The sequence below is a fragment of the Bacteroides sp. genome, assembly GCF_030151085.1.
Taxonomy (GTDB): domain Bacteria; phylum Bacteroidota; class Bacteroidia; order Bacteroidales; family Bacteroidaceae; genus Bacteroides.
This window is the reverse complement of the sequence record NZ_JASLER010000070.1, coordinates 33,708-58,746: the sequence shown is the minus strand read 5'-3', so window position 1 is coordinate 58,746 and position 25,039 is coordinate 33,708. Positions and strand designations below refer to the sequence as shown.

The 25,039-nt window shown below is 42.5% G+C and carries 14 protein-coding genes; 6 read left to right on the top strand and 8 right to left on the bottom strand.

Translation table 11 applies throughout. The features are described 5' to 3' along the window. The first annotated feature begins 6 nt into the window (after positions 1–6). Together Q1W14_RS14375 and Q1W14_RS14370 are read left to right on the top strand one after the other, a co-directional pair. A complete protein-coding gene (locus tag Q1W14_RS14375) occupies positions 7–1,107 on the top strand; it encodes a DUF6340 family protein (protein ID WP_300702551.1) in 1,101 nt (366 codons plus the stop codon). A 92-nt stretch (positions 1,108–1,199) separates the two neighbouring features. Further along, complete coding sequence (locus Q1W14_RS14370) at positions 1,200–1,646, top strand: hypothetical protein (RefSeq protein WP_300702549.1); 447 nt, start codon at positions 1,200–1,202, stop codon at positions 1,644–1,646. Positions 1,647–1,736: 90 nt separating this feature from the next. On the opposite strand, the gene Q1W14_RS14365 is transcribed toward Q1W14_RS14370, so the two are convergent. From Q1W14_RS14365 to Q1W14_RS14340, 6 genes are all read right to left on the bottom strand, one after another. Continuing rightward, positions 1,737–4,742, bottom strand: coding sequence for a glycosyl hydrolase family 28-related protein (locus Q1W14_RS14365; RefSeq protein ID WP_300702547.1), 3,006 nt, complete (start codon positions 4,740–4,742; stop codon positions 1,737–1,739). A gap of 219 nt (positions 4,743–4,961) precedes the next feature. Beyond that, entirely contained in the window at positions 4,962–7,985 is a 3,024-nt protein-coding gene (locus Q1W14_RS14360) for a glycosyl hydrolase family 28-related protein (RefSeq protein WP_300702545.1), read from the bottom strand. A gap of 72 nt (positions 7,986–8,057) precedes the next feature. Next, on the bottom strand, positions 8,058–8,774 hold the full coding sequence (locus Q1W14_RS14355; RefSeq protein ID WP_300702543.1) for a DUF3823 domain-containing protein: 717 nt from the start codon (positions 8,772–8,774) through the stop codon (positions 8,058–8,060). Between the two features lie 26 nt (positions 8,775–8,800). Beyond that, positions 8,801–10,792 (bottom strand): RagB/SusD family nutrient uptake outer membrane protein, encoded by a 1,992-nt coding sequence (locus tag Q1W14_RS14350; protein WP_300702541.1) that lies wholly within the window; start codon positions 10,790–10,792, stop codon positions 8,801–8,803. 12 nt (positions 10,793–10,804) lie between these two features. Continuing rightward, positions 10,805–14,206 (bottom strand): TonB-dependent receptor, encoded by a 3,402-nt coding sequence (locus Q1W14_RS14345; RefSeq protein ID WP_300702539.1) that lies wholly within the window; start codon positions 14,204–14,206, stop codon positions 10,805–10,807. Between the two features lie 241 nt (positions 14,207–14,447). After that, complete coding sequence (locus Q1W14_RS14340) at positions 14,448–15,464, bottom strand: FecR domain-containing protein (RefSeq protein ID WP_300702538.1); 1,017 nt, start codon at positions 15,462–15,464, stop codon at positions 14,448–14,450. Positions 15,465–15,601: 137 nt separating this feature from the next. On the opposite strand from Q1W14_RS14340, the gene Q1W14_RS14335 reads away from it, so the two are divergent. The 4 genes from Q1W14_RS14335 (at position 15,602) to Q1W14_RS14320 (ending at position 20,128) form a co-directional block, all read left to right on the top strand. Then, positions 15,602–16,198 (top strand): RNA polymerase sigma-70 factor, encoded by a 597-nt coding sequence (locus Q1W14_RS14335; protein WP_300702536.1) that lies wholly within the window; start codon positions 15,602–15,604, stop codon positions 16,196–16,198. Between the two features lie 119 nt (positions 16,199–16,317). Beyond that, on the top strand, positions 16,318–16,803 hold the full coding sequence (locus tag Q1W14_RS14330) for a hypothetical protein (RefSeq protein WP_300702534.1): 486 nt from the start codon (positions 16,318–16,320) through the stop codon (positions 16,801–16,803). Next, complete coding sequence (locus tag Q1W14_RS14325) at positions 16,800–17,729, top strand: ThuA domain-containing protein (RefSeq protein ID WP_300702532.1); 930 nt, start codon at positions 16,800–16,802, stop codon at positions 17,727–17,729. The genes Q1W14_RS14330 and Q1W14_RS14325 overlap by 4 nt, the downstream gene beginning before the upstream one ends. Before the next feature lie 5 nt (positions 17,730–17,734). Further along, the gene (locus Q1W14_RS14320) at positions 17,735–20,128 is read left to right on the top strand and encodes a glycoside hydrolase family 9 protein (protein WP_300702530.1); all 2,394 of its coding nucleotides are present in this window, start codon (positions 17,735–17,737) and stop codon (positions 20,126–20,128) included. Between the two features lie 65 nt (positions 20,129–20,193). On the opposite strand, the gene Q1W14_RS14315 is transcribed toward Q1W14_RS14320, so the two are convergent. Beyond that, positions 20,194–22,137: a hypothetical protein gene (locus Q1W14_RS14315; RefSeq protein WP_300702528.1), complete on the bottom strand. Its 1,944-nt coding sequence runs from the start codon at positions 22,135–22,137 to the stop codon at positions 20,194–20,196. A 197-nt stretch (positions 22,138–22,334) separates the two neighbouring features. Then, positions 22,335–24,977: a valine--tRNA ligase gene (locus tag Q1W14_RS14310; RefSeq protein ID WP_300702526.1), complete on the bottom strand. Its 2,643-nt coding sequence runs from the start codon at positions 24,975–24,977 to the stop codon at positions 22,335–22,337. Between the last annotated feature and the right edge of the window lie 62 nt (positions 24,978–25,039).

Here is a 25,039-nt window from a genome sequence, read left to right as displayed (position 1 = left end):
TAAACTATGGCTAAATATATCTATACTCTTCTGTTAAGCATTTCATTGCTACTAAGCGGTTGCCAAAGCATAGAGCAACTGTCCATAGACTATATACTTCCGGCAGAAGTCAGTTTCCCGGCATCCTTGAAGCGGGTTGCTGTTGTTAACAATATGCCGGCTGTTCCTGACAACAAACTGATAGTAAACGAAGAAGAACAAAAGAAGAGTGAAAATGAGATAACGCGGCTTACCAATTTTTATAATGGAGATGCCAAATTAACTACCGAATCGCTGGCAGAAGCACTTGCCAAAGAGAATTATTTTGAAGAAGTAGTAATTTGTGATTCCGCCTTGCGCAGTAAAGACATCAGTCCACGCGAAACCATGTTGACACAAGAAGAAGTAAGCGAACTTGTAGAAGACTTGGGCGTAGACTTCCTGATTGCCTTGGAAAATATACAGATACGTTCGCTTCGCAAAATAAGCTATATCAATGAATGGTCTACTTATTATGGTACAGTAGATGTAAAAGTATTCCCTACCGTAAAGGTGTACCTGCCCAATCGTAGAGGTCCTATGGTGACAGTTAATAGTAATGATAGCATCTTCTGGGAGGATTACGGAGGTGGAGAAGCAGTTTTACGTGCCCGCCTTATCAATGAGAATGATTTGATAAAAGAAGCATCTGAATTTGCAGGAACAGTGCCCGTGAAACATTTACTCCCCTATTGGAAAACAGCCAACCGTTACTATATCACCGGTGGTTCGGTAAATATGCGTGATGCAGCTGTATATGCCAAAGAAGGACAATGGGATAATGCCATCAAATTATGGAAGTCAAGCTATGAGTCGAAGAAAGGCAAAAAGAAAATGTATGCAGCTTTCAATATCGCACTGGGATATGAAATGCAAGACAGCATAGAAACGGCTATGGAATGGGCATTGAAGGCACAATCTATTGCCCGTGAAATAGACAAGATAGATGAATTGCAAGTGACCAGTGGGGTCAATTCAGAAAGTATCCCCAATTATTTCCTAACCACCATCTATGTGAACGAATTACAGGAACGAAAAGAAGGAATTGCACGTCTAAATGTGCAGATGAATCGATTTGAAGAGGACTAAATAAACGTCCTTCTCATTTTTTTCATTATTAATTATTCATTATTAATTATTTTCCCTACCTTTGAACAACTATTAAGAAAAAGGAAGCCATTATGAAGCTCAGTCAGTCGTCATTATCCCTCCTGGAGGGAACTATAAAGAAAGCAATCAGCAAATATACATGTGGTTGCGAACAAACTATCGTTACGGATATTCATCTGCAACCTAACCAGAATTCAGGTGAGTTGTCTATCTTTGATGATGAAGATGAGGAGCTTGCTAATGCCACTATTGAAGAATGGATGACTTATGAAGGTGACGATTTCTTTGAAAATGCAGAACGTATCCTATCTACTCTTCTCTGCAACATGAAGCATGAAGGATACTTTGACAAATTAATCATTCTGAAACCATTTTCCTTCGTATTAGTAGACGATGACAAAGAAACACTTGCCGAACTACTACTCATGGATGATGATACCCTGCTGGTTAATGATGAATTACTGAAGGGACTGGATGAGGAACTGGATGCTTTCTTGAAAGACTTACTTGAAAAATAGACCCATTTATCATTTTTGATTGATATAAAATCAGCCCTTGCATACATTGACTTTCATGTTGCAAGGGCTGATTCTTATACCGGAAGATTCTTATTTAATCTTTATACCGTAGAGAGAACGAGTAGTTGTTACAAACAACACATCTTTCTGTTGTCCTCCAATAGTCATTGAAATAGGACGTTCTTCCACTTGTATGCGTCGTTGTTCCTTGCCTGACTTATCGTAGACAAATATCTCTCCGTCAGCAATATAAACATTTCCTTCAGCATCAGTCACATTACTGTATTGACCGAAAGGACATAGTACTTTCTCCTCTGCCAAACGTCCATCCACACCAACTGATAGGCGGACAGTTGTTTTATTATTTTCATTCACTACATAAACAGGTTCTTTCTGACCGGGAACAACCGGAATCAATGCGCAGGAACGTCCCAAGTCGTAAGTTTCCGGGATGATGGTCACACCATCAGGAGCAATGAAACTATACTCCGGCATGCTGGCTACCACTTTATGAAAATCACCACGCCAACGGCTGGCAGGATGAATCACTTTCTGCACGTTCTTAGCATCGGCAGTGGCAATACGAGGTAGTGGTTTCATGGTAGCATCTATATTATTGGGGTCGAAGGAGTATCCCAAAGCACTCCATCCACTATTCCCCCAGCCACTATACATCGGATTATCATCCGGCAGACGGGGCACGGTTTCTTGTTCACCATTCATCATATAGCCCGGTTGCGGGTCATAACGGAAGATGACTAAAAGATTGTCCTTGGTATCGGTAGCCAAAGTAAAGGGTTTCCAAGGATAATCGGCAATCATTGTGATCTGCCCATTATCTGCCGGCCATTTATAGATTTTCTTTAAACGGTTCTCGCAGAAATAAACATTTCCTTTACTGTCGGTAGTTGCTCCGGAAGCCAGTTCGAAGCCGGTAGCCAGTTTTACAGGTTTATCTATTACATCGCAGGACGGACGGTTGCTCTTTTCATTACCGGAGATAGTAAGACGGGCAAAATCCCACGAATATACAGGTAAAGCCTTGTTCATATCGTAGATGGGAAACTCAATGACGGGCAATATCTGCGTATAGTTATGCATGTTGCGGAAAGTGATATTCTCACAGTTCCACATACGGTAACCGATTTCTTTCGGCATGAAAGCACGGATTACACGATACATCCATACGTTTATCAACTCGATATTCTTACAATTCGACATCTCAGCCATGTGGCAATCAGGACCTTCCTTGCCTTCTTCTTCAAATTGGAATGCGTATATCTTCCAGTTGGCAACATTGTGCAAACGGGCTTCCGTGCGGACATGGTGTTCCAGAGACATGGCATAAATACGGCCCGGAGTTTCCGTGTCACTGATGTAAAGACCACTAGCGGCGTATGTGCTGGCGGTCCAGATATCTTTAATGATACCACCGCCATTGTTGGTAATCCAAAGGCTCCAATACTGGTTATCCCAAGCAAGGTCTTTCCCCGACTCCATCACTGGGGCAGAAGGAGAACTGATACGATGCTCGCCTCCCCTCCAATTAGATCGTTGTTCGTTGGTATTCGGAGTAGGTTTGCGCAGGGTTCCATGACCACCTACAAACTTGACGTCGTTCATATACGAATGTTCGCCTGCCATCCACTTGCAGCCTACCGCACGGTAATTGTAAGCGCCTGTATTGATACCGATACCATTCAATATATCATCTCCACCTTCGGAAGATTCCACTAAAGGCATAGGAGAACCAAAGCCACTAAATGCAAGCTCACTTTCATTCAATACAAACTGAGTACCAAAGGGATGCAGACCAATCAATCTTGTTCCCGGAGCCATCTTCAAGGTCTTCGTCAGACGATACCAACCCTGTGGTACATAGATATTCTTGTGTTGGGAAATGGCTTTTTCAAAAGCACCGGTATCATCAGTTTCGCCGTCACCTGTTGCGCCGAAGTCACGCACATTCACCCATGTTTCCATTGCCGGAAGTATGGGAAGCTCTTTTTGTAGCTTAGCAGGTACATTGGCAACCGGAACAATCTCACTGATTTCCTGAAAAGTGGAAGTTGCGTTCAGATTATCGAGTACAAGACCGTATGTAAACTCTTTCACTTTATATTGTTTGTCTTTTACATTGACCATCTTCCCGCTTTGTGCATAGTCTACCAGTACGGGCACATTCTTACAATCGACATTTACCATATTCAGTTGTGAGAAGGTATTCCCTACTACACTCACCTTTATACCGGCTACAGATATGTTTTCCAAAAGAGAGTTTTCAATGTGAAGACGATCTGCCAGATTCTCTGCCATTTCAAAAGCTACAGGAGTATTCTTCACATGCATATTCACAATGGCAAATCCTACTTCCTTAGAATAGATAGCTGCCTTCTTTTGTCCTTCAAAATAGGTATCGACTGTCATTATGGGCCATCCCGGAGAGGTTCTGGAAGAGATGATTCCATACTCACCACCATAAAATTTCATGTCTTCCAGTTCATTACCGACATCGTAGATACCAGCTTTCCCCTCGCCTATCTGAATATCGCAATGGTTGGTAAAACTGTGCTGGGCGAAATGGGAACGGATAGCAATTGCCTGAGGATTCCCCTTCTCTATACGAAAGTCAATATTGGAAAGGGCACTGTAAAAGGTTCCGGCACCGGCATCCGATGGTTGGCGTCCTTCGGGAGCTAGTCCACCGGTGAACCACACCATATAATTCTGAGTAGTCTGAAAGCCGGGTGTATTAGCACCCAGGTAGATAACAGGACGTTTCTTTCCATAACCAATCAAGCGGATGGACGAAGGTATCTGTATCGTCTTACTAATGCGATAGTTACCTTCTGGCAGAAACAAGATACCAAAGTTCTTCTCTTGCTTTACCTGATTAATGGCCTTTTGGAGTGCCTCAGTTACATCTGATTTTCCATCAGCTTTGAAACCATAATTCTCCGGAGTAAAGTAAAAAGCCTCCGGATCATTCGGCCTTTGAGTATATACAGAGCTACTTTCTGCCGCTCTGGCAATGGGCAAACTGCCGATAATCCAACAGACTATCAACAGAAATCTGATTGAATAATAATGTTTCATAGGGTATTATTATTTAAGTTTTCGAGTGTGATTGAATTGAAGATTGAATGTATTTGTCACAAATAGTGATGAAGATAGGATGAAAGTAGAACTGAATGATACTCACTCATGGGTTCATCATACAATCATACGGTATGATTGTATGATGAGTCCAAGAGTGAGTTTATCTCAGATAAGACCTCTTCCTATCTGCCTATAAGGGTATTGTCCGTTGAGTCATCACTTAGTACGCACTCCAAAGAACATGGATCTGCCTGTAATAAATAATGTATTACCATCCTTCCCGCCGAATTGCAGCGTAGATGGACGCTCCGGAACACGAATCATTCCTTTCTTATTTCCATCTTTATCAAAGATATAGATCTCTCCGTCAGCCACATACAAGTTTCCTTCTTTATCTACAGCCGAGCCGAACTCACCTTGTTCTATAAAATATGTCAAGTTAGAAAGCGTGCCGTCATTGGCAACGTCCATCTTCACCATGCGACGGTCGTATTCATCGGATGTATAGAAGGGCTTGCCCGGATAAGCTTCCAACAAGCTGGAACTACGGGAAAGGTCGAAGTAATGAGGAATAATAGTCTTTCCATCCGGTGCCAGGAAGCACATTTCGGGAACATAGACCGATACTTCGTTGAAATCGTGGAAGTCTCTCCAACGGTTGGAAGGATAGAGCGCTTTATAAACATTCTTCACTTGTCCCATAGGTACACGGGGCAATAACTTGATGGTTTCTTCAGGATTCTCAGGATCGATAGAATAAACCCTCATAGTAAATGCAGAGTTACCATAACCACTAAAAGAAGTTCCTTTCGTATCAGGCATCACGGGCATTTCTTCGGGTTTGCCGTCAATCAGATAACCCGGTTGAGAGTCGTAGCGGAACAATACCAACAAATTATCTTCCGAATCGAAAGCAAGGTTGGACGGTTTCCAGGGGAAATCGGCAATCAGTGAGAGACTGTTAGTTTCTACAGACCACTTGAAAATGCGGCGCATGCGATGATCGCAGAAGTAGATGTTGCCTTTACTATCGCGTGCAATGCCTTCGGCAAAGTCGAAATCGGAAGCCAACTGATTTACCTTGTTCACATCGTTGCTGAGGGGTTGCTGATGAGGTTCCTTGCCGGTCACAATCAGACGGGAAAGCTCCCAAGGACGAATATCGATGTCTTTATTCACGTCGAAAACGGCGATGTTGTTGGTATACTTAATCTGAGAGTAATTGTGCAGGTTCAAGAAAGCAATGTTCTCACAATTACGAATCCTTACTGAGCTGTGATAAGGCTCGTTGACACGAATCACACGGAACATATACAAGTTGGCAAAAGTCATGTCTTTGCAATTGTCCATCTCGATGGGCTGGCATTCGGTACTTTCACGGCTTTCTTCTTCGGTCTGCATACAATATACTTTCCAGTTGGACACCTTGTTGAAACGTGCTTCATTTCTTACATGGTGTTCCAAAGACATGGCATAGATGCGTCCCGGAGTACTGGTGTTATTGGCATAGAAACCACTGGTAGCGTATGTGCTGGCAGTCCAGACGTCCTTGAAGGTTCCACCGCCATTGTTTGTAACCCACAAACTCCAGTATTGGTTGTCCCAAGCTAAGTCCATGCCTGATGCAGCAACGGGGTTTTCGGGAGAACTGATACGGGGAGTGCGGTTCCATGAGTTCCGTTGAGTGGCATTGTTGCTATCTGCCGGTCTGGGTTTTGCAAGACCACCGTGGCCACCTACAAACTTCACGTCGTTCATATACGAATCAGCATTTGCCATCCACTTCACACCTACCGCACGGAAATTATAACCGCCTGTATTGATACCGATACTTACCAGCATATTCGTACCGCCTACAGAAGATTCTACCATCGCCTTAGGAGCACCGAAGCCACTGAATGCCGGAGTACTCTCTGACAAGCGGAACTGTGTACCGAAAGGATGCAGACCGATGAGTTTCGTATTCGGTTTCATCTTCAAGGTTTCGGTAATGCGATACCAACCCTGGGGCACATAGATGTTATCATACTTATCGATAGCTTCTTGTATAGCCTTGGTGTCATCAGTCTCGCCGTCACCTTTCGCACCGAGTTCACGAAGATTCACCCAAGTAGCCATAGCGGGCAAAGCCGGGATGTCCATCAGTTGGGCGGCAGGCATTTTCTGCAAAGGTTCAACATCGAGCAAGGTTTCATATTCGGGCATATCCAACAGATTATCCATTTGCAAACCATGATCGTAGGATTTTACTTTATAGATCGTATAAGGAACTTTTGTATCTGTGTTGCTACGTGTGTATTTTGCCAAAGTCGGCACATTCTTGCAATAGACATTGCGGAAAGTAATCTGATTATTGCTGTTATTTTCATTAGTAATCACTACTGCCGGACCGCTTACATTCTCAAAGTAACTATTCTCCAAGAAGAGTTTGTCGCAATAGTTAGGATCAATATCGAATACGGCAGGGACATTCTTTGCATGCAGATTCACCATAGCTAACCCTGACTCCTGGCAACGGAGCGCAGCTATGCGTTGACCTTCAAAATAAGAATCAACCATCATTACAGGCCAACCCGGAGAAGCTTTGGTGGTATAAATACCGTAATCACCGCCATAGAAAGCCACATTTTCCAGTTCGTTGCCTACATCGAACAAACCGGCTTTACCTTTACCTATATATACAGCCACGTAGCTGATAAAGCTATGTTGTGCAAAGTGCGTACGCAATGCTACAGCATGCGGATTACCATCTTCTATACGAAGATTAATATTGGACATAGCGCTGTAGAAAGTACTGGCACCGGCATCACGAGGTGCCTGTCCCTCTTCTACCAACCCACCGGTAAACCAAAACATATACTTGGCTTTACCTTTATCCGTAGGAACCGCTTCCTGAAATCCCGGAGAATTCTTGCCGAGGATAAACTCAGGACGATTCTTTCCGTAACCAATCAGACGAATGGCAGTAGGAATATAGATTGTCTTGCTGATTTTATACTTGCCTTCGGGGATGAATAAAATGCCGAAATTTCTTTCCTTCTTCACTTGATTAATAGCTGCTTGTAGAGCGTCCGATACATCCATTTTTCCATCTGCCTTAATCTGATAGTTTTCAGGAGTAAAGTAAAAGGCTTCGGGATCATTCGGTTTCTGAGGATAGATAGAGTTTAGTTGTACCGCATAGAGTTGCGTACAAATCATCCCCAATAGCATTAAAAGTGTAATCTTTAGTTTCTTCATGGTTTTATTTTTAATGTATGGATAAAAAAAAGACGTCCTGCGGTCAAGCAGAACGTCTTTATCTGCTATGAATTATAATTTTATGACTGCCAATGGAGCATAGTTATAGCGTACTGTACCTACCCCGGATACATCAGCCATAGCACCAATACGGAAATAATAATCCTTGCTGTACTTCAACACATCCGCATTCTCATCCAAATTGATGGTCAAGGTGTATGTTTCAGTAGTATTAATCTCAACTGTCGGACTAAAGGTGCGCTTGTTGGTACCTCCATTCAACGCAAGTTTTACATTATTGCCTACCCACATATCGGAGAAAGCAAATAGTTGAATCTCTTTCAGTTTTACTTCCGATTTACCGCCCTCTAATGAGAATGTAGCGGTAATCACGTTACCGTTCTTCTCAATCTTTGAATTTTTAATGCGAATATAAGGAATAACCTTGAAATCATAGGTATTATCTCCCCGTTTCACTACAAAATCTTTTATTTCAAATGGATAGAAATTCCCATTCTCGAAACGGACATCGTATGTAGCGGCAAATACCATGTTGTTACGATATTCTCCGGTATTCGTGATGTACCAAGTCTGGTCCGCCGGCTTACTGAAGCCTTGCTCTCTCACCTTGATAGCGTTGCCGTTTTCCATATCAGAACCTACAAGCTCCCCGGTCTGCTCATCGAGAATAGAACCATGTATGGAAGCATCCGGCCCATCATAATTATCTACTTCACAGGATGTCAACGCAAATAAGCAGCATGACACAAATAGCAATATCTTTTTCATAATCTTCTCCTTTATATTATTTCAAATTAATAACCAGGGTTCTGCACCAAACCATTTGTTGCGATGTTCGGTATGCCTCTATAATAATTGGTTGTCTGGAAAGTACGTCCACCTCGTGTTTCATCACCGAAATAGTTCACTCGTACGAAGACGTATTTAGGTTCTGACCCACGCAAGTCGAGCATCGGAACCAAAGCTTTACGAATCCGGTTATTGCTGAATTCAGTATGGAACTCACGACGACGGTTCATATCCCAAAAACGTTTTCCTTCAAAAGCCATTTCTACACGACGTTCTTTCAACACATTATCCAATGTCAATGCAATTTGGTCGGTATGTCCGGCTCTGCGACGTATCGCATTCAGATATTTCTTTGCCTGATCTTTATCACCTTGTCCACTGCCATTTTCAACGGTAGCCTCAGCATAATTCAGATAAACCTCTGCCAAACGCATATCGATGTAAGACATGGTAGAAGCAAGGCGGTCGGGAGACACGCTTTCACCTTCGGGCATGTACTTACGTACTCCGAAGCCTGTAGCCGTCCAGTTAGCATCTTCACCACTATTCACGTTATTGAAGCCGGAGAACATAGTTTCACCCTCAGCACCCAATGCATAGTATGTCTTGCCATTCTTCTGGGTAGACTCATTGGAGTAGGCTACGTATGAATTGTTGTCTTTGATAAATCCACCCTGAATAATAATCTGAGTACCTGCATAGGATGAACCCGGAACAACCACACTTGCCAACAAACGTGCATCTTTCCCTTCAAACGGTTGATACAGATTGTCATACTTCACAAAAGGCGTATTCATCAGTGCGTTCACTACAGATGAATTGCTCATATTGTGGAAGTTAGTAATATAAGTATTCTCGTTACCATCCGTACGGGTTATAATCTTTGCAGCCTTACCGGTACCGTCATCTGTATAATCTTCAAACAAATCGACAATCTCCAGCATCGGATTAAAGCGACCATACTTCAACGCTCCCGGATTAACCTGAGGAAGAATGTTGAATTGGGCATAACTGTGACCCTGATTAGTATTCGTCGTTCCATCGAGATAAGCCTTGCAGAAGAGGATTTCTTCATTCTGATCGTCAAGGAATAATGCTTGGAAGTTGGTAGCAGCTTCTTTAACAGTGCCCGGAGTCGGCTTATAAAGAGACTTACCGGAATTTTCAATAAGATATTTCGATGCATCGATACACTCTTTGTAGAATGCATCAGCATCAGCAGAAGTCATTCCACCCACCAATTTCTGATTCACAGCTTCACCTGCCAAAGGAGCTTCATTCCAATATTTGGCTACAGAAGCAGCATGAAGGGCAACTCTTGATTTCAGTGCGTATGCCGTCCATTTGGTGATACGATATACATCAGAACCGGAAGTAGCATCGGGCAAATTGGCAGCCGCAAGTGTACATTCGTTCAATACAAATTTCCATGTATCCAATTCCGTACTACGAGGAACAGCAACAGCCGCCGGACCACCATTGGCATAATCATCATCCTGCACTTTGTCAATCAATGGAACACCACCATATCTTTTCACCAGTCCATAGTACATATAAGCACGTGCAAAGTGTGCTTCGCTAATCATACGGTCGGCTTCTGTAGTAGAAATAGTACCTGCTGCCTTAGCTTTTTCTACATTTTGCATGAATACATTCACTTGGCGAATATCACTGTATGGCCAGTAATTAAAACCTTCAAAGCCAATGCCTGTACCACCATCGCTACGAGTAGCTTCATCGGTAAAGAATGCCAGATTAGTAGTTTCATTCACACCATCATAACCACGCTGATTGAATCCAGTATTCGGACGATAATTAAAATCTTCCATAGGAATCATGGTATAGATATTAGCCAACAAGGCCTTTACACCACCTTCTGTCCCCAATAGTTGATCGGGAGACACCTTATCCAGCGGATCCAGTTCAAGAAAGGCGTTACAACCGGATAGTCCCATCAACGCACAGATTGAGAATACAGATAAAATATTTCTTTTCATGGTAATTCAGAATTAAAAGTTTATGTTCAATCCAAAGTTATAGGTTCTCATCAACGGATATGCCAGGTTAGCTCCCCAGTCTCTCTCTTCACGTTCCGGGTCAGCATCCTTCAAAGCTTTGTTACAGAATGTAAGAAGATTAGAGCCATTGACAAATAGACGGGCACTATTCAATCCTATTCTTTTCATAAATGGTTTCGGCAGATTATAGCCTATTTCCAAACTCTTCAAACGTAGATAGGTAGCCTGCGGATTCCAAACAGAAATACCATAGCTCGAACGGTTACCATTGTCCGATGTATTGGAGAAGTTATGACGTAGTGCAGGATAATATCCGGTAATCCACTGTGTAGAAGGATTGTATGGATCGTCAGTTATATTTGTCGGATGCCAACGATCTGTAAATTTCGCAAGCAAATAAGATTTATTGGTCTTACTACCATATCCCCAAACATCGTCATTAGCATAGCCTATGGAGTAACCGGAAGCACCCTGGAACAACATATTGATATCGAAGTTCTTATAAGAGGCAGCCAAAGTCAAACCATACTGGATAGGAGGATTGGCACCCGTTGCCCAGAACTCAGGAAGACGGTCATCACTATCTATACGACCATTACCATTCAAGTCCAACAATCGGTAACTACCCGGAAGCATCTTAGAGTTACCCAAGCTACCACCAATCAAAGGAGCTGTTTCATATTGTTGCAAAGAGGTATATTGTCCATTATACTTGTACAACCACATCACATTGCTGTTACGATTTTCCTGCCCATTCTTCCATCTGTCCATAGAACTGGTATATTCGGCATGTTCCACATGCAAACGTCTCTCACGGGCGTATGTAAAGTTAGCGCTTACCGAATATGAGAAGTCTTTACCAACCTGTCCGCGATGACCTAACTCAATTTCAAAACCACGATTACGGTTAGAGTTCAAGTTCTCTTTCGGGAAACTTGCACCGAAAGTATCGGGAGCACGTTGTGCACGGTCGGCCAAGATACCTTCATTCTTACGGTTGAACCACTCAATAGTACCACTCAACTTACCATTCCAGAGGTCGAAATCCAAACCGATGTTAGAGATAGAAGAAGTAACCCAAGAAAGTCTGTCGGTAACTACACCCGGAGCCACCATACCCATAATTTGGCTACTGCCACCAAAAACATAACCATTAGAAGCTGCTGTATAAGCAGAAACATATTGGAACGGATCACCAGCATCATATCCACTTTGGCCAAAAGATCCTCTGATCTTCAAATTAGTGATGAATGGCAAATTGTTTTTAATGAAGCTTTCTTCTGAAAGACGCCATCCGGCACTTACCGATGGGAAGAATGTCCAGCGTTTGGAAGGAGCATAACGATAGGAACCATCATAACGACCTACAAGCTCCAGCAGGTATTTGCCTGCATAATCATAGTTCACACGCATCAGATAAGCCGCCAAGCGACCATAGCTACGGTAACCAGAGTTAGTAGCGGTTCCGGGGCTTGCCTGGTTCAGAATATCATTGGTATACAATTCGGTATATTTACGTGAACCGGACAATTCATCCTGACGGTTACTGTTCAACTCAGCCACAGCAGTTACGTTCAAATTATGCTGATTGAAAGAGCGCATATAGTTAGCTTGTACTCTACCATAGATTTTCTGATAAATCCTCATGGTATTGGAATAAGCATCGGTACTACCACCCATACCTGCAGGTGCATCTGTATAATAGTCGTACAATTGATAAGAACGGTTCAGAGAAGAATTATTGCGATTGTTACCGTCGAAAGAGCCCAAAAGACTCAAAGCCAATCCTTTTACAAAAGGAACCTGCCAATTCAATTCTACATCAGCCGTGTATGTCAAACCTCTGTTCTTACGATAACCGTCCACTTCCGGATCAACCAATGCAAAGGGATTCTTGTTTTCGGGACCGATAGCAGACAAGTGATTGGGATTAGCAATAGTATGAGTTCCGATACCACGGTCATTCACCATCAATGTTTTGAAAGTCCACATAAAGTCCTCTCTCGGTCTTTGCGTTTCATCCCAACGGCCGGAAAGGTTTACATTCAGTTTTAAGCCTTTTGTAATCTCTGCAGTCAGGTTACTTCTTAAGTTATATCTATGGTAGTATTGAACGCCACTTTTCAGCAAACCATTATCACCGTTATAACCGAAGCTTACGTAATACTTCACCTTATCCGAACCACCTCTTACAGAAACGGTATGCGATTGTTGGAAGGCCAGTTTATCCATGAACATGTCAATCCAGTTATTGTCCGTATACCCTTCTGCACCGGTTCTATACAGTTCCAGCAAGTCAGGAGTGTACTCAGGAGCGGCCTGGTCGTTGCGTGCTCTTTCATTGGCCAGCATACGATAGTTGTAGGCATCTACAGTTTTTTCCATACCGGTAGCGTTCTTCACACCGAACAATCCGGAGTAAGATACTCTCGTCTTCTCGGCCAAACCTTTTTTAGTAGTAACAATGATTACACCATTGGCGGCATTCAAACCGTAGATAGCAGCAGAGGCATCTTTCAAGATAGACATGCTCTCTATATCTTCTGAGTTCAACTGGGCAAGTTCATCTGTTCCCGAACGCGTGATACCATCGATTACCACCAACGGAGTACCGTAACCACGAATGCTGACCATATTGTCGAAAGTACCCGGTTCACCAGTTTTCTGACGAATCAACAAACCCGGCATTTTACCTTGGATATTGCTAATCAAGTTCTCGGTCTTAGTCGTAGCGATTTCATCGGCAGTGATGTTTGCAATAGCACCGGTAAGTGATTCTTTCTTCTGAACACCATAACCTACTACCACCACTTCGTCCAATACTTCCGCATCTTCTACCAATACTATCTTCAAAGAAGATTTACCGGCAACACTAATGTTTTGAGTCTTGTAACCTACATAACTCACGATAAGAGTAGCATCCGAAGCCACATTGCTCAATATGAAATTACCATTAACATCGGTAATTACACCATTGGTGGTACCTTTTACGAGTATACTGGCGCCAATTACCGGTTCGCCGGACGCATCAACAACAGAACCTTTCACTGTTAATGCCTGCATAGAAGTCTTTACTTCATCGACTCCGGCTACTTTATCGTAAAGAATGATATTACGGTCCAGTACCTTGTAAGCGATATTAGTCCCTTTGAAGACATCTTCGAGGACTTTAAATATAGTTTTATTGTTAGCGGTTACTGACACCCGACGTTTCACGTCCACCTGTTTATTGTTATAGAAGAACACGAATTCAGTACCATGCTCTAACTCGGTCAAGACTTCATCAACGGTCCGGTTGTCAAGGGCGATGTTTACCATCGTTCTTTGGGCATAACTATCGTTGGCAAAGGTCATGCCAACCAAACAAAATAGCATAAATAATGTGCATCTCATAGCAAGAGGGATTTTTTTTATGCATCTCATCAGGACACTTTTTGCCCCGAATGATTGGATACAACAGTGTTTTTTCATAATTTTGTATTGATTTCTAGTGAAAAAATAAAGTTACTTTATCTGTCTCCAAACAGATATTTAAAAAGTTACTGTTTTTAATGCAAGAGAATGCTCCAACATTGTCTTGCATTTTTTTTTTAAAGGTGTTTGTCTTTCATCGTACTATTTGCTTTTTAAATGGTTAATAAACTTCTATTACTTGTCTCTCAGTATTTATATTTCCATCATCAATATACTTAAACCGTATGTTTGAGGATATACGGAAATTTTCTAATATACGTTCCAAGCGTTGCTTGGTGAAAGTTGCCGTAAAAGAATTGTGTTTCAATGCAGGATTCTTCAATACAAACTCAACGTTAAACTGCTTACTCAATCTTTTCAATACCTCTTCAAATGGAGTATTCTTAAAAATCAAGTGTCCGTCTTTCCAACTTGTCTCCACATCTACATTGACTTTCTTTACCACAACTCTCTCTTGTGCTATATCGTAAACTACTTTTTGTCCCGGTTGCATCATCAAATTCTCTTTTTTCCCTCTATTGAAATAAGAAAAACTAACTTTACCCGAAACCAAAGTTGTTTGTACCATTTCACTTTCTTTGTAGGCTTCTATATTGAATTCCGTTCCATGAACAATAATCTCCGAACCACTCAATGCTTTGACTACAAATGGTTTCTTATCCTTCATTACCGAAAAGAAAGCCTCACCTAGCAATTTCACTTTTCTTTCCCCTTCAGAAAAACGAGACGGGTATTGCAAAGAAGAGGAGGAATTCAAAATAACTTCCGTTCCATCAGGCAATACAACCGAAGTCGTCATACCCGGATTCGTCCTGACTTCCATCATCTCCGCTACCTGTACATCTTTATCAAAATAAAGCATACACCATGATACTACCAAAGGGATAAATAAAATGGCGGCCGCCCGTTGCATCCCTCTAAACAATACTTGATACCTACTACCTACTTTCTCACGCTTCATCTTCCGATGTACGTTTGACAAAGCTTTCTTCACATCCAACTTTGATGATACCTGAGCTACATTAGCTGCCAAAACTATCGTTTGAATTTGCCAGCCTATTTCTCTGTTTTCATCAGAAGTCCCTAACCACTCCTCAACCCGAATCGTTTCTTCTTCCGTTGTCACCCCTTCATAATATCGAAGAAGTAAATCCTCCATTTCCTCTCTTTCTACCATAAATTTTATTGCTAGCTTTATTCTTAAGACTAACGAGAAAAAAAGATTCCTAAATAAAAATAGAAAAAGATTTTATTACACAGAGATTATAATGAGAAAAAAAGCTATTTTTGCCCAACAAAATTGAAGTCCATACTATGAAAAACACTATATCAGAAGATAGCTCTTTATTATTTGCCATGCAGAAGGGAGATAGAAATGCTTTTGATAAGTTATTCCAGAAATATTATCCTATTCTCTGCACCTATGGTTATCGTTTTGTACGCTTGGAAGATGCCGAAGAAATCGTGCAAGATATAATGTTATGGCTTTGGGAGAATCGTGAGACTCCCGTCATTGAGTATTCTCTTAAGCAATATCTATTTAAATCCGTCTATCACCGATCTATGACCCGAATTGTACAGAATGAAGTAAAGTTACGGGTAGATACAGCCTTTCACGACAGAATGTTTGGCAAACTGGAGGATGTGGATGTATTTCAAATAAACGAAATGAGCAAGCATATCCAGCAAGCCATAAATGAACTTCCGGAATCTTATAGAGAAGCATTCATCATGAATAGGTTCCAAAATCTTAGCTACAAAGAAGTGGCGGAAATACTCAATGTTTCCCCAAAAACGGTAGACTACCGCATCCAACAATCGTTGAAGATACTTAGAGTAAAACTAAAAGATTATCTGCCACTACTATTGATATTACTTAGCTATAATTCTGCATCGAATCATTTCAACTAATCGAATACTTACTATTTATCCATCGGATAGTTTAGGAAAAACATGCTCCCACTTGTCTTTATAAAAGAGAAGCACTATATTTGGTGGATCAAACATATAAATAACTAAAAACACGTCTAATGAAAAAGTTGTTTTACCTATTGCTGATACTGGGCTATAGTCTCAGCTCGCATGCACAATTCTCAGTAACTGCCCATCAAGAAGGATGGGACAAGATTCCCCCACAAGCACAAAAGAAAGGTTTTTCCTTTCAGCAATCCGTCCTCGCAAATATGGATGAAGACGATGCCTTGGAAGAAGTTATGCTCTTCGGACGAGACAACGGACATTATCCGACTTTCGATTTGTTTAAAGCATATTATGTGATCGTTGATAACTACACAAAGGAGGTTCAATACATTTCCGACGAAATTTATGTCACCGACAAATATAATCTGCTTGTAGAGGACCGGAACAATGATGATATCTCCGAACTCTATATCTCCTATTTTAAAGACGGGAAATTCAGTGTAGACGAGCGTGGATATAATCTGCAAGCAGTGCGCTGCTACGATCGCATAGAATGGAACCCAACAGACAAAAATTTTAAATCCCCCCAAAAATGAAAACAAGACTCATATTATTTATAGCATTCCTTCTATCGCTAGGAATCTCCTCTCCTGCCCAAGCACAACAAAAGAAAGTAATCAAGACCATGATGATAGCCGGAGCAGACGGTAGCCACTACTGGCAAGGCGCTTGCGACGCTATGAAGCAGATACTCGAAAACAGTGGCATGTTTCAGGTAGATTTTGCCTTTACTCCCAACTTCGGTGGAGACATGAACACCTTCAAGCCTGATTTTAGCAAATATGATTTGATTGTCATCAACTATGGCGGTCCTACCTGGATTGAACCGGTACGCAAAGACTTCGAGAAATACGTAGCCGATGGCGGTGCTGTAGTAGTGATTCATTCATCGGTTGTTCCAATGGCAGACTGGAAGGGCTATAATGAAATTGTCGGTATGGCAGCTTGGGACGGACGCAATGAGAAAGATGGTCCATACCTCTATTGGAAAGATGGACAATATGTATACGATTATTCTCCCGGATATGCCGGATATCACGGATTGCAGCATGAAACGGTGATAGAGCACCGTGCTCCCGAGCATCCTATACTGAAAGGTTTACGTCCCAGTTGGAAACACTTTAAGGATGAAATCTATACCCGTCTGCGCGGACCGGTAAAGAATATGGAGATACTGGCTACTGCATACGAGCGTGGTCGCAACGAACCGCTGATGTGGACGGTGAAATATGGAAAAGGGCGTGTATTCGTCGATCTGCTGGGACATTGTGGCAACGACCCCAATATGATATATTCCATGCAGTGCACCGGTTTCCAGGTAACATTGCTGCGTGGCTGCGAATGGGCTGCTACAGGAACAGTAACCCAAGAAGTTCCCACAGACTTCCCGTTGGAAGATACTTATACGTTACGGCCGGAGTTCAAGGCTCCTTTCCATGTCTATCCTAACCAAAAGCCTTGAATATTATGAAATATATCATTTCGATTATACTGTTTGTATGCTGCGTGCAAAGCAATGCACAAGCACCTTGGAAACCTGACAAGGAATTGGATAAACAGCTCAAAGAGAGTAACTATGTACACCGCATCCTCAAAGCCAACCCTGAGCATGCAGGACTAACCCGATGGGAGAAAAAAGAAGTATTGAAAAGCCGTGAACTACCGCTTGCCGAAGACTTCGCTTCTTTGCGACACACCGGACCGGGAACAATCCACATCGACCGGAATATAACCATCTCGGGAAAAGGCAGCATACGCCTCGACACTCCGGCTTCTTTGGGAAAGAAGAATCCGACCAACCGCAACTATGCCACTCCGGAGATTATTCGTCCCCTCAACCGGGAAGATTTGCGGGAGTACAATCGCTTTTCCGTTTGGGTGTATGTAGATGCTCCGGGTGTCTACCTCACATTTGGCGGATTCACCTTATATAATGAAGGCGAAAAGATCATGCCCACTCCTGGACGGTTTAAAGGACAACACTTTGAAACCATCTATCCTAACAAATGGCAACACATTGTTTGGGAGATACCCGATTTATATCGTGATTGCGTTACCGGATTCTCCGTAAACATTATGTTGGCAGGTGCTCCCGCAGGAGCAAGCGAGAAAATGAGTCTGTATGTAGATGACATGCGCATTGAGAAGGTAGAAGCAGAAAACAGCCGTGGTTTTGATTTACGTAAAGATGCCATTGCTTACAGTCACAGTGGATATAAACCGGGAGCACGCAAACAAGCACTGGTACAGAATATGAAGCAGAGTTCATTCAGCCTGCAAAATACCGCTACAGGACAAGTTGCTTACCAAGGTACGGGCAAGAAAGTAGACAAAGGCTTCTTGTTGCTTGATTTCAGTGACTTCAACACACCCGGACAATATACAATCAGTATTGACGATATTCAATCAAAGCCTTTCCCTATCGGAGATGATGCTTATTTGTCCACAGCTTGGCACACATTGAACTTCTTCTTCTCCGAGCGTTGTGGTTTCGATCAACCGGGCATCCACCAAGAGTGTCACCAAGACGTCTTCATGTATCATCCGGACGGACGTAGCCTGAACGTTTCTGGTGGCTGGCACGATGCCGCCGACCTGACTCAGGGAACCGGAAACACTGCTGAATCGGGCATTGCCCTTTTAGAGATGGCAAATGCCGTGCAAGGTAAAGACAGCATCTTATACGAACGTCTCCTGGAAGAAGCCCGATGGGGATTAAACTGGATATTACGCACCCGTTTCGGCGATGGTTACCGTCTTGGAGGATTGATTATCGGCATTTGGACCAAGAATATCCGCGGAGATAAGGACGATATGCAGACAGAAGCACGTAACACTCCTACTGATAATTTGAAATCAGCTTCTTATTGTGCCCTTGCCGTACCTCATTTTGAAAAGAAAGACCCTGTATTTGCCCGTTGGTGCCGTAATGTAGCCATCGAAGATTTCCAATTCGCCATTGACTTGCTCGATACCCAACGAACAGAAAATAATGAAGTAGATTTATACGCCTTGGCAACCGTCACTGCCATGCGTTTATACCGCCTCACCCAAGACAACTATTATTTGGATTGGGCTACCAGACTGGCACATACCGTCATGGATTGCCAGCAATTAGAAAGACGTACCGATTGGAAAACACCTTTACGAGGATTCTTCTATGAATCGAAGAAAAAGAAACGCATTCTTGCCTATTATCATCAAAGCCAGGAACATCTGATGGTCGAAGGGCTCTCTATGTTACTGACTGATACACCCACCCATGCCGATGCCTCCTTGTGGCAAGCCTCCTGCGAAGCATACGCAGACTATCTGCGCGACATCGCCCGCATGATTACTCCATACGAAGTGCTTCCCAGTGCTGTTTATGAAGTAAATAATACCAATTATAGCAGCTTGTATCACGAAGGTGATCAAGTGGGATTACCCAGTTTGGAAGAATATAATGCACAAGTACGCAACGGAATTCCACTATCAAAGGATTTCTACCTGCGTCGTTTCCCCGTTGCCTATCAATTCAGAGGCTTTCATGCAGTAGTAATGGGAAAAGCAAAAGCAGCCTTTATCCTTGCCCGCCTGCTGAAAAATCAACAACTGAAGGAAATAGCCACCCGACAATTGGAATATATCCTTGGATATAACCCGTTTGCTATGAGTACGGTATATGGAGACGGATATGATTATCCTCCGCTCTATGGAGCTTATGCAGGAGATGTTGTAGGTGCAGTACCAGTAGGAATAGAAACTTTTGAGAATGATGACGAACCATACTTCCCTATGCAGAATAACTGTACATATAAGGAAATCTGGACGCATACCACAGCAAGACTAATGTGGTGCGTAGCAGAATTATTCAAATAATAAATAGCTGCAAAAAAAGGTAATGACTTCACTATTGTGGAAACGTCATTACCTTTTTTTATTACTTATTCATTCCATAGATCAGGAATAGCTTCATGACCGCGTGCATTCTCTGGTTTACGGTCAGTAGGCAGCTTTGTTCCCGAATGAATATCATACAAGATTTTGGCTGTTTCCATCATAGCTTCTACTTGTTCTTTATAAGGACGGTCGGTTACATCAATCAGACCACAGTTATAGTTTTCACCGTCACCACGTCCGGTCAGGTCTTGGTCACACCACAAGAAATAGCCGGTACCAATCAGACCGGGATGTGAATAAGCATTTTCTGTATAATAACGATAAGCCACTCCACGCTGTTCCTGTGAATCGACCTGCCATAGAGATTGAGCCATGCCACGGTCTACCGTACCAAAATGATATTCACCGATAATCATCGGAAGATTGGCTATCTTCAACGCACGATCCATCATTGCCGGATTGGGAACCAAGTCGTAACAGTTGAAACTCAGCACATCAAAAGATTCGCCACACATTTGAAGGATTTCTTCATCCAAAGTCAGGATATTGCCGAAACGAATACCTAGATTCAGATGGTTTGGGTCATGTTTCTTTAGTATCTGGTTGGTAGTAGACAGGAATGTTCGGAAAGTAGAGAGGATGAATTCTTTGCGGTTTTCCGGGGTATCACCTTTCTCACTCAGGTATTTCTGCAAAGCTGTTTTGATGGGACGGTCTTTTCCATCGAGGATTAAACTACACAGACGAGCTTCTTCTCCCAGCCAAGCAGGTTCATTACCTATGAAATACCCAATCAACCAAGGATTATTTTTGTAAGGAGCTACAAATTCAGACAATGATTTATCCACTTTAGATTTGAAAGCAGGGTTGTACACGTCACAAAGTCCCATCAAGTCATGTTCGATACCTATATTTCGCAAAGGTATTAAAAATGCCTTACGGTTCATGTTCATTACTTCCGAACTCGACCAATTAGCAATAGTGTTCAAGCCCCACTTATCCATACGTTTGAATATCAGTTCTCTTGATTTTTCAGGGAATGCATCCCCATAGCGACGATATTGATTCCAAAAGCCGAAAGAAGCAGAATTATTACCACGATAATTTCGACTGGCAAACTTCTCCATCAAATCTGCGGGAGGTAATTCTTTGTACATACCGTTACGATGCTCAACGTCACGTATGTTTCCACCACCACCGGGGCTAACACAATCTACTCCTACGGAAAGAAACAGATAACCTTCAGGGTCAACAAACCACCAACGGTCACCGATCTTTTGGGTACGAAAGAATCCGGTAGCTTTTACTTGTTGCTGCTTGTAACCTCCAAATTTAGAATAGTTATAAGCATCAGTAGTCACCACTTCGGCATCTTCAGCTTCCCACTCCTTCTTTAGTTGTTCTAAAGAAGAAATCTTACCAGCATATTCTACCAAATTAGATTGTCCGAATTCATCTACAGCAGGGACTTCACCCATATATTCATCACCCGGATCTTCCGTAGCCAAAGTAATGGAACGGATTTCAATCATCGGATTATGGATTGGTTTACGCATACGGATACCAATGGAATCAACTCCTTGAAGCGGTTCACGCTTACCACCCAAGTTAATCCAACCCATATAACGGGCATGATTAAAAGTAGCAGCCAAATCGACAGCTGCACCAGGCAATTCAGTAAAATATTTCAGAGGAATAGCCAGTTTGTTCCAGGCATTGGGAACATAGCACATCACACGCAGTTCGTTGTAACTGCTATCTGTAGTAAAGCCGAGATGAAAACGCTGTGCTGTGGTGCTTTTGTACTCAATAACTACGAACTTATAATCATCCCAGTTGGACGGCAATTCGGGATTGATGTCCTTCAAAGCAAACTTTTTGCCTGATACTTCCTTGGTACTGTCAAGTTGCACCTTGAAGGTTTGTTCGGTCGGTTTACACTGGACGAACAAAGATGCAGTCAATGTCGCCAGGAGAATTGTCCTCATTTTGTTTTTCATGTCTATAAATTTATTAGGAGTGAATAATACTATTACTTAATCACTATGTATTTAAGACAAGCGCCCACCGTAAGTTCCTAAAATTTAAGGATATGTTTCTCAACACATGTTACATTGATTAATAAAAAAAGCTCCGTTAGAACACCAATAGTCCAACGGAGCCATATATTATAAGATTAAAGTAATCAAGCTTTCTTCAGTGCAGCGATGCTTTCTTTCAAAGAATTGATAATACTTTCCGCATCGGCCTGTTTCTTACGTTCCATTTCAAGAACAGCAGCAGGAGCATTGTTCACAAACTTCTCATTACTCAGTTTCTTTAATACACCTTGCAGAAAACCTTCCTTATGCTTCAATTCAGCTTCCATACGGGCGATTTCTGTTTCTACATCAATCATATTACCCAGAGGTACTGCATATTCGGTAGTACCTACCATAAAGGCGGCAGCACCATCAGCTTTAGCTTCTACTACATTGATAACCGAAAGATTACACATCTTCAAGATCACAGGATTCATACCTTCTACGGGATTAGCACCGACAATCTGAAGTTCGAGTGTCTCTTTCATAGGAATGTTCTTTTGTGCACGGACGGTACGAACGTTACTGATGATTTCTTTTGCAATTTCAAACTCTTGCAACAGCGGTTCATTTGCAGCATCTGCTTCTATTTCATCCATTTGATGAACCATCAAACTTTCACCCGGCTTGCGTTCACGCAACTGTTGCCAAAGTTCTTCCGTAATAAACGGCATGAAAGGATGCAGCAATTCCAGCAAACGTTCAAACGAGCTGAGCACCACTGTATAGATGAAACCATTGACCGGTTGACCATACGCCGGCTTCACAATCTCCAGCAACCAAGAAGAGAATTCGTCCCAGAAAAGTTTGTAAACCACCATCAATGCCTCACTCAAACGATATTTACTGAACAAATCAGCAATTTCAGCAGAAGCAACATCCAAACGCAGTGAAAACCATTGTACTGCAATATGAGCATCAGCCGGAATATCTATTGTACCTTCTCCATTCGTCCAGCCTTTAATCAAGCGGAAGGCATTCCATATCTTATTGTTGAAGTTACGTCCTTGTTCGCACAGAGCATCATCAAATAGGATATCGTTCCCGGCAGGAGCTGCAAGCATCATACCCATACGTACGCCATCAGCACCATACTTCTCAATCAAATCCAACGGGTCGGGTGAATTACCAAGCGACTTGGACATCTTGCGTCCCAGCTTATCACGAACAATACCTGTAAAATAGACATTCTTGAACGGCATCTGACCTTCGTACTCATAGCCTGCCATAATCATACGGGCTACCCAAAAGAAGATGATATCCGGACCGGTTACCAAGTCACTGGTAGGATAATAGTATTTAATTTCTTCATTACCCGGATTATTGATACCATCAAACAAAGAGATGGGCCACAACCAAGAAGAGAACCAAGTATCAAGGCAATCTTCGTCTTGACGGAGGTCTTCCATTTTAAGATCGGCATTACCGGTCTTTTCCTTTGCCAACTTAAGAGCCTCTTCGGGAGTAGCAGCTACTACATAACCACCTTCGGGCAAGAAGTAAGCAGGAATACGATGTCCCCACCATAACTGGCGACTGATGCACCAATCCTTGATATTCTCCAACCAATTCTTATAAGTATTCTTATATTTGGCGGGATAGAACTTCAAGTCATCATTCATTACCGGAGGCAGAGCCATATCGGCAAAGTGTTCCATTTTCAGGAACCATTGCATAGAAAGCTTCGGCTCAATAGCAACGTTGGTACGTTCGGAGCAACCCACCTTATTAGTATAGGCTTCGGTCTTTTCCATCAGTCCGGCAGCAACAAGGTCCTTCTCTATCTGCTCGCGAACGTCAAAACGATCCATGCCGATATACAAACCTGCTGCTTCGCTGAGTGTACCGTTATCGTTGAAAATATCGATGCTCGGCAAATTATATTTCTCACCCAACATGTAGTCGTTTACATCATGGGCAGGAGTTACTTTCAGACAACCGGTACCGAATTCGATGTCTACATAGTCATCTTCAATCACCGGAATAACACGATTTACCAATGGAACGATTACTTTCTTGCCTTTCAGCCATTCGTTCTTCGGATCGTTAGGATTGATACACATAGCAGTATCCCCCATGATGGTTTCAGGGCGGGTAGTAGCAACTACGGCGTAACGTCCTTCGGGATCACCTTCTACCATATATTTCAGATAGTACAGTTTGCTGTGCTCTTCCTTATAAATAACTTCTTCATCACTCAGGGCAGTCAATGCTTTCGGGTCCCAGTTTACCATACGTACACCACGGTATATCAGACCTTTGTTGTACAGATCAACGAAAACTTTAAGTACACTTTCACTACGTTTCTCGTCCATAGTAAATGCTGTACGATCCCAGTCGCAAGAAGCACCCAGTTTGCGGAGTTGTTTCAAGATGATGCCACCATGTTCATCAGTCCATTCCCAAGCATGTTTCAAGAATTCATCACGGGTGAGATCAGTCTTCTTAATGCCTTGAGAAGCAAGTCTATTAACGACTTTAGCCTCAGTAGCAATAGATGCATGGTCGGTTCCCGGTACCCAACAAGCGTTTTTACCTTCCATACGGGCGCGGCGCACCAAGATATCTTGAATGGTATTATTAAGCATGTGACCCATGTGGAGCACTCCTGTGACGTTTGGGGGAGGAATTACGATGGTGTAAGGCTCACGACCATCGGGTTTTGAACTGAATAATTTGTGGTCCAACCAATATTGATACCACTTTCCCTCCACGTCAGTGGGATTGTACTTACTTGCTAATTCCATATCTTTAAAATCTCTATAATTAATTTATTGCGAATAACGGGCGCAAAATTAATGATTTATAA

Excerpts from the sequence above, each read along its gene's own strand:
- Q1W14_RS14335 (WP_300702536.1), top strand. The coding sequence starts at position 15,602 with ATGAAAAACACTATATCAGAAGATAGCTCTTTATTATTTGCCATGCAG.
- Q1W14_RS14345 (WP_300702539.1), bottom strand. The coding sequence starts at position 14,206 with ATGAGATGCACATTATTTATGCTATTTTGTTTGGTTGGCATGACCTTT.
- Q1W14_RS14340 (WP_300702538.1), bottom strand. The coding sequence starts at position 15,464 with ATGGTAGAAAGAGAGGAAATGGAGGATTTACTTCTTCGATATTATGAA.
- Q1W14_RS14315 (WP_300702528.1), bottom strand. The coding sequence starts at position 22,137 with ATGAGGACAATTCTCCTGGCGACATTGACTGCATCTTTGTTCGTCCAG.
- Q1W14_RS14320 (WP_300702530.1), top strand. The coding sequence starts at position 17,735 with ATGAAATATATCATTTCGATTATACTGTTTGTATGCTGCGTGCAAAGC.
- Q1W14_RS14355 (WP_300702543.1), bottom strand. The coding sequence starts at position 8,774 with ATGAAAAAGATATTGCTATTTGTGTCATGCTGCTTATTTGCGTTGACA.
- Q1W14_RS14330 (WP_300702534.1), top strand. The coding sequence starts at position 16,318 with ATGAAAAAGTTGTTTTACCTATTGCTGATACTGGGCTATAGTCTCAGC.
- Q1W14_RS14310 (WP_300702526.1), bottom strand. The coding sequence starts at position 24,977 with ATGGAATTAGCAAGTAAGTACAATCCCACTGACGTGGAGGGAAAGTGG.
- Q1W14_RS14375 (WP_300702551.1), top strand. The coding sequence starts at position 7 with ATGGCTAAATATATCTATACTCTTCTGTTAAGCATTTCATTGCTACTA.
- Q1W14_RS14360 (WP_300702545.1), bottom strand. The coding sequence starts at position 7,985 with ATGAAGAAACTAAAGATTACACTTTTAATGCTATTGGGGATGATTTGT.
- Q1W14_RS14365 (WP_300702547.1), bottom strand. The coding sequence starts at position 4,742 with ATGAAACATTATTATTCAATCAGATTTCTGTTGATAGTCTGTTGGATT.
- Q1W14_RS14325 (WP_300702532.1), top strand. The coding sequence starts at position 16,800 with ATGAAAACAAGACTCATATTATTTATAGCATTCCTTCTATCGCTAGGA.
- Q1W14_RS14370 (WP_300702549.1), top strand. The coding sequence starts at position 1,200 with ATGAAGCTCAGTCAGTCGTCATTATCCCTCCTGGAGGGAACTATAAAG.
- Q1W14_RS14350 (WP_300702541.1), bottom strand. The coding sequence starts at position 10,792 with ATGAAAAGAAATATTTTATCTGTATTCTCAATCTGTGCGTTGATGGGA.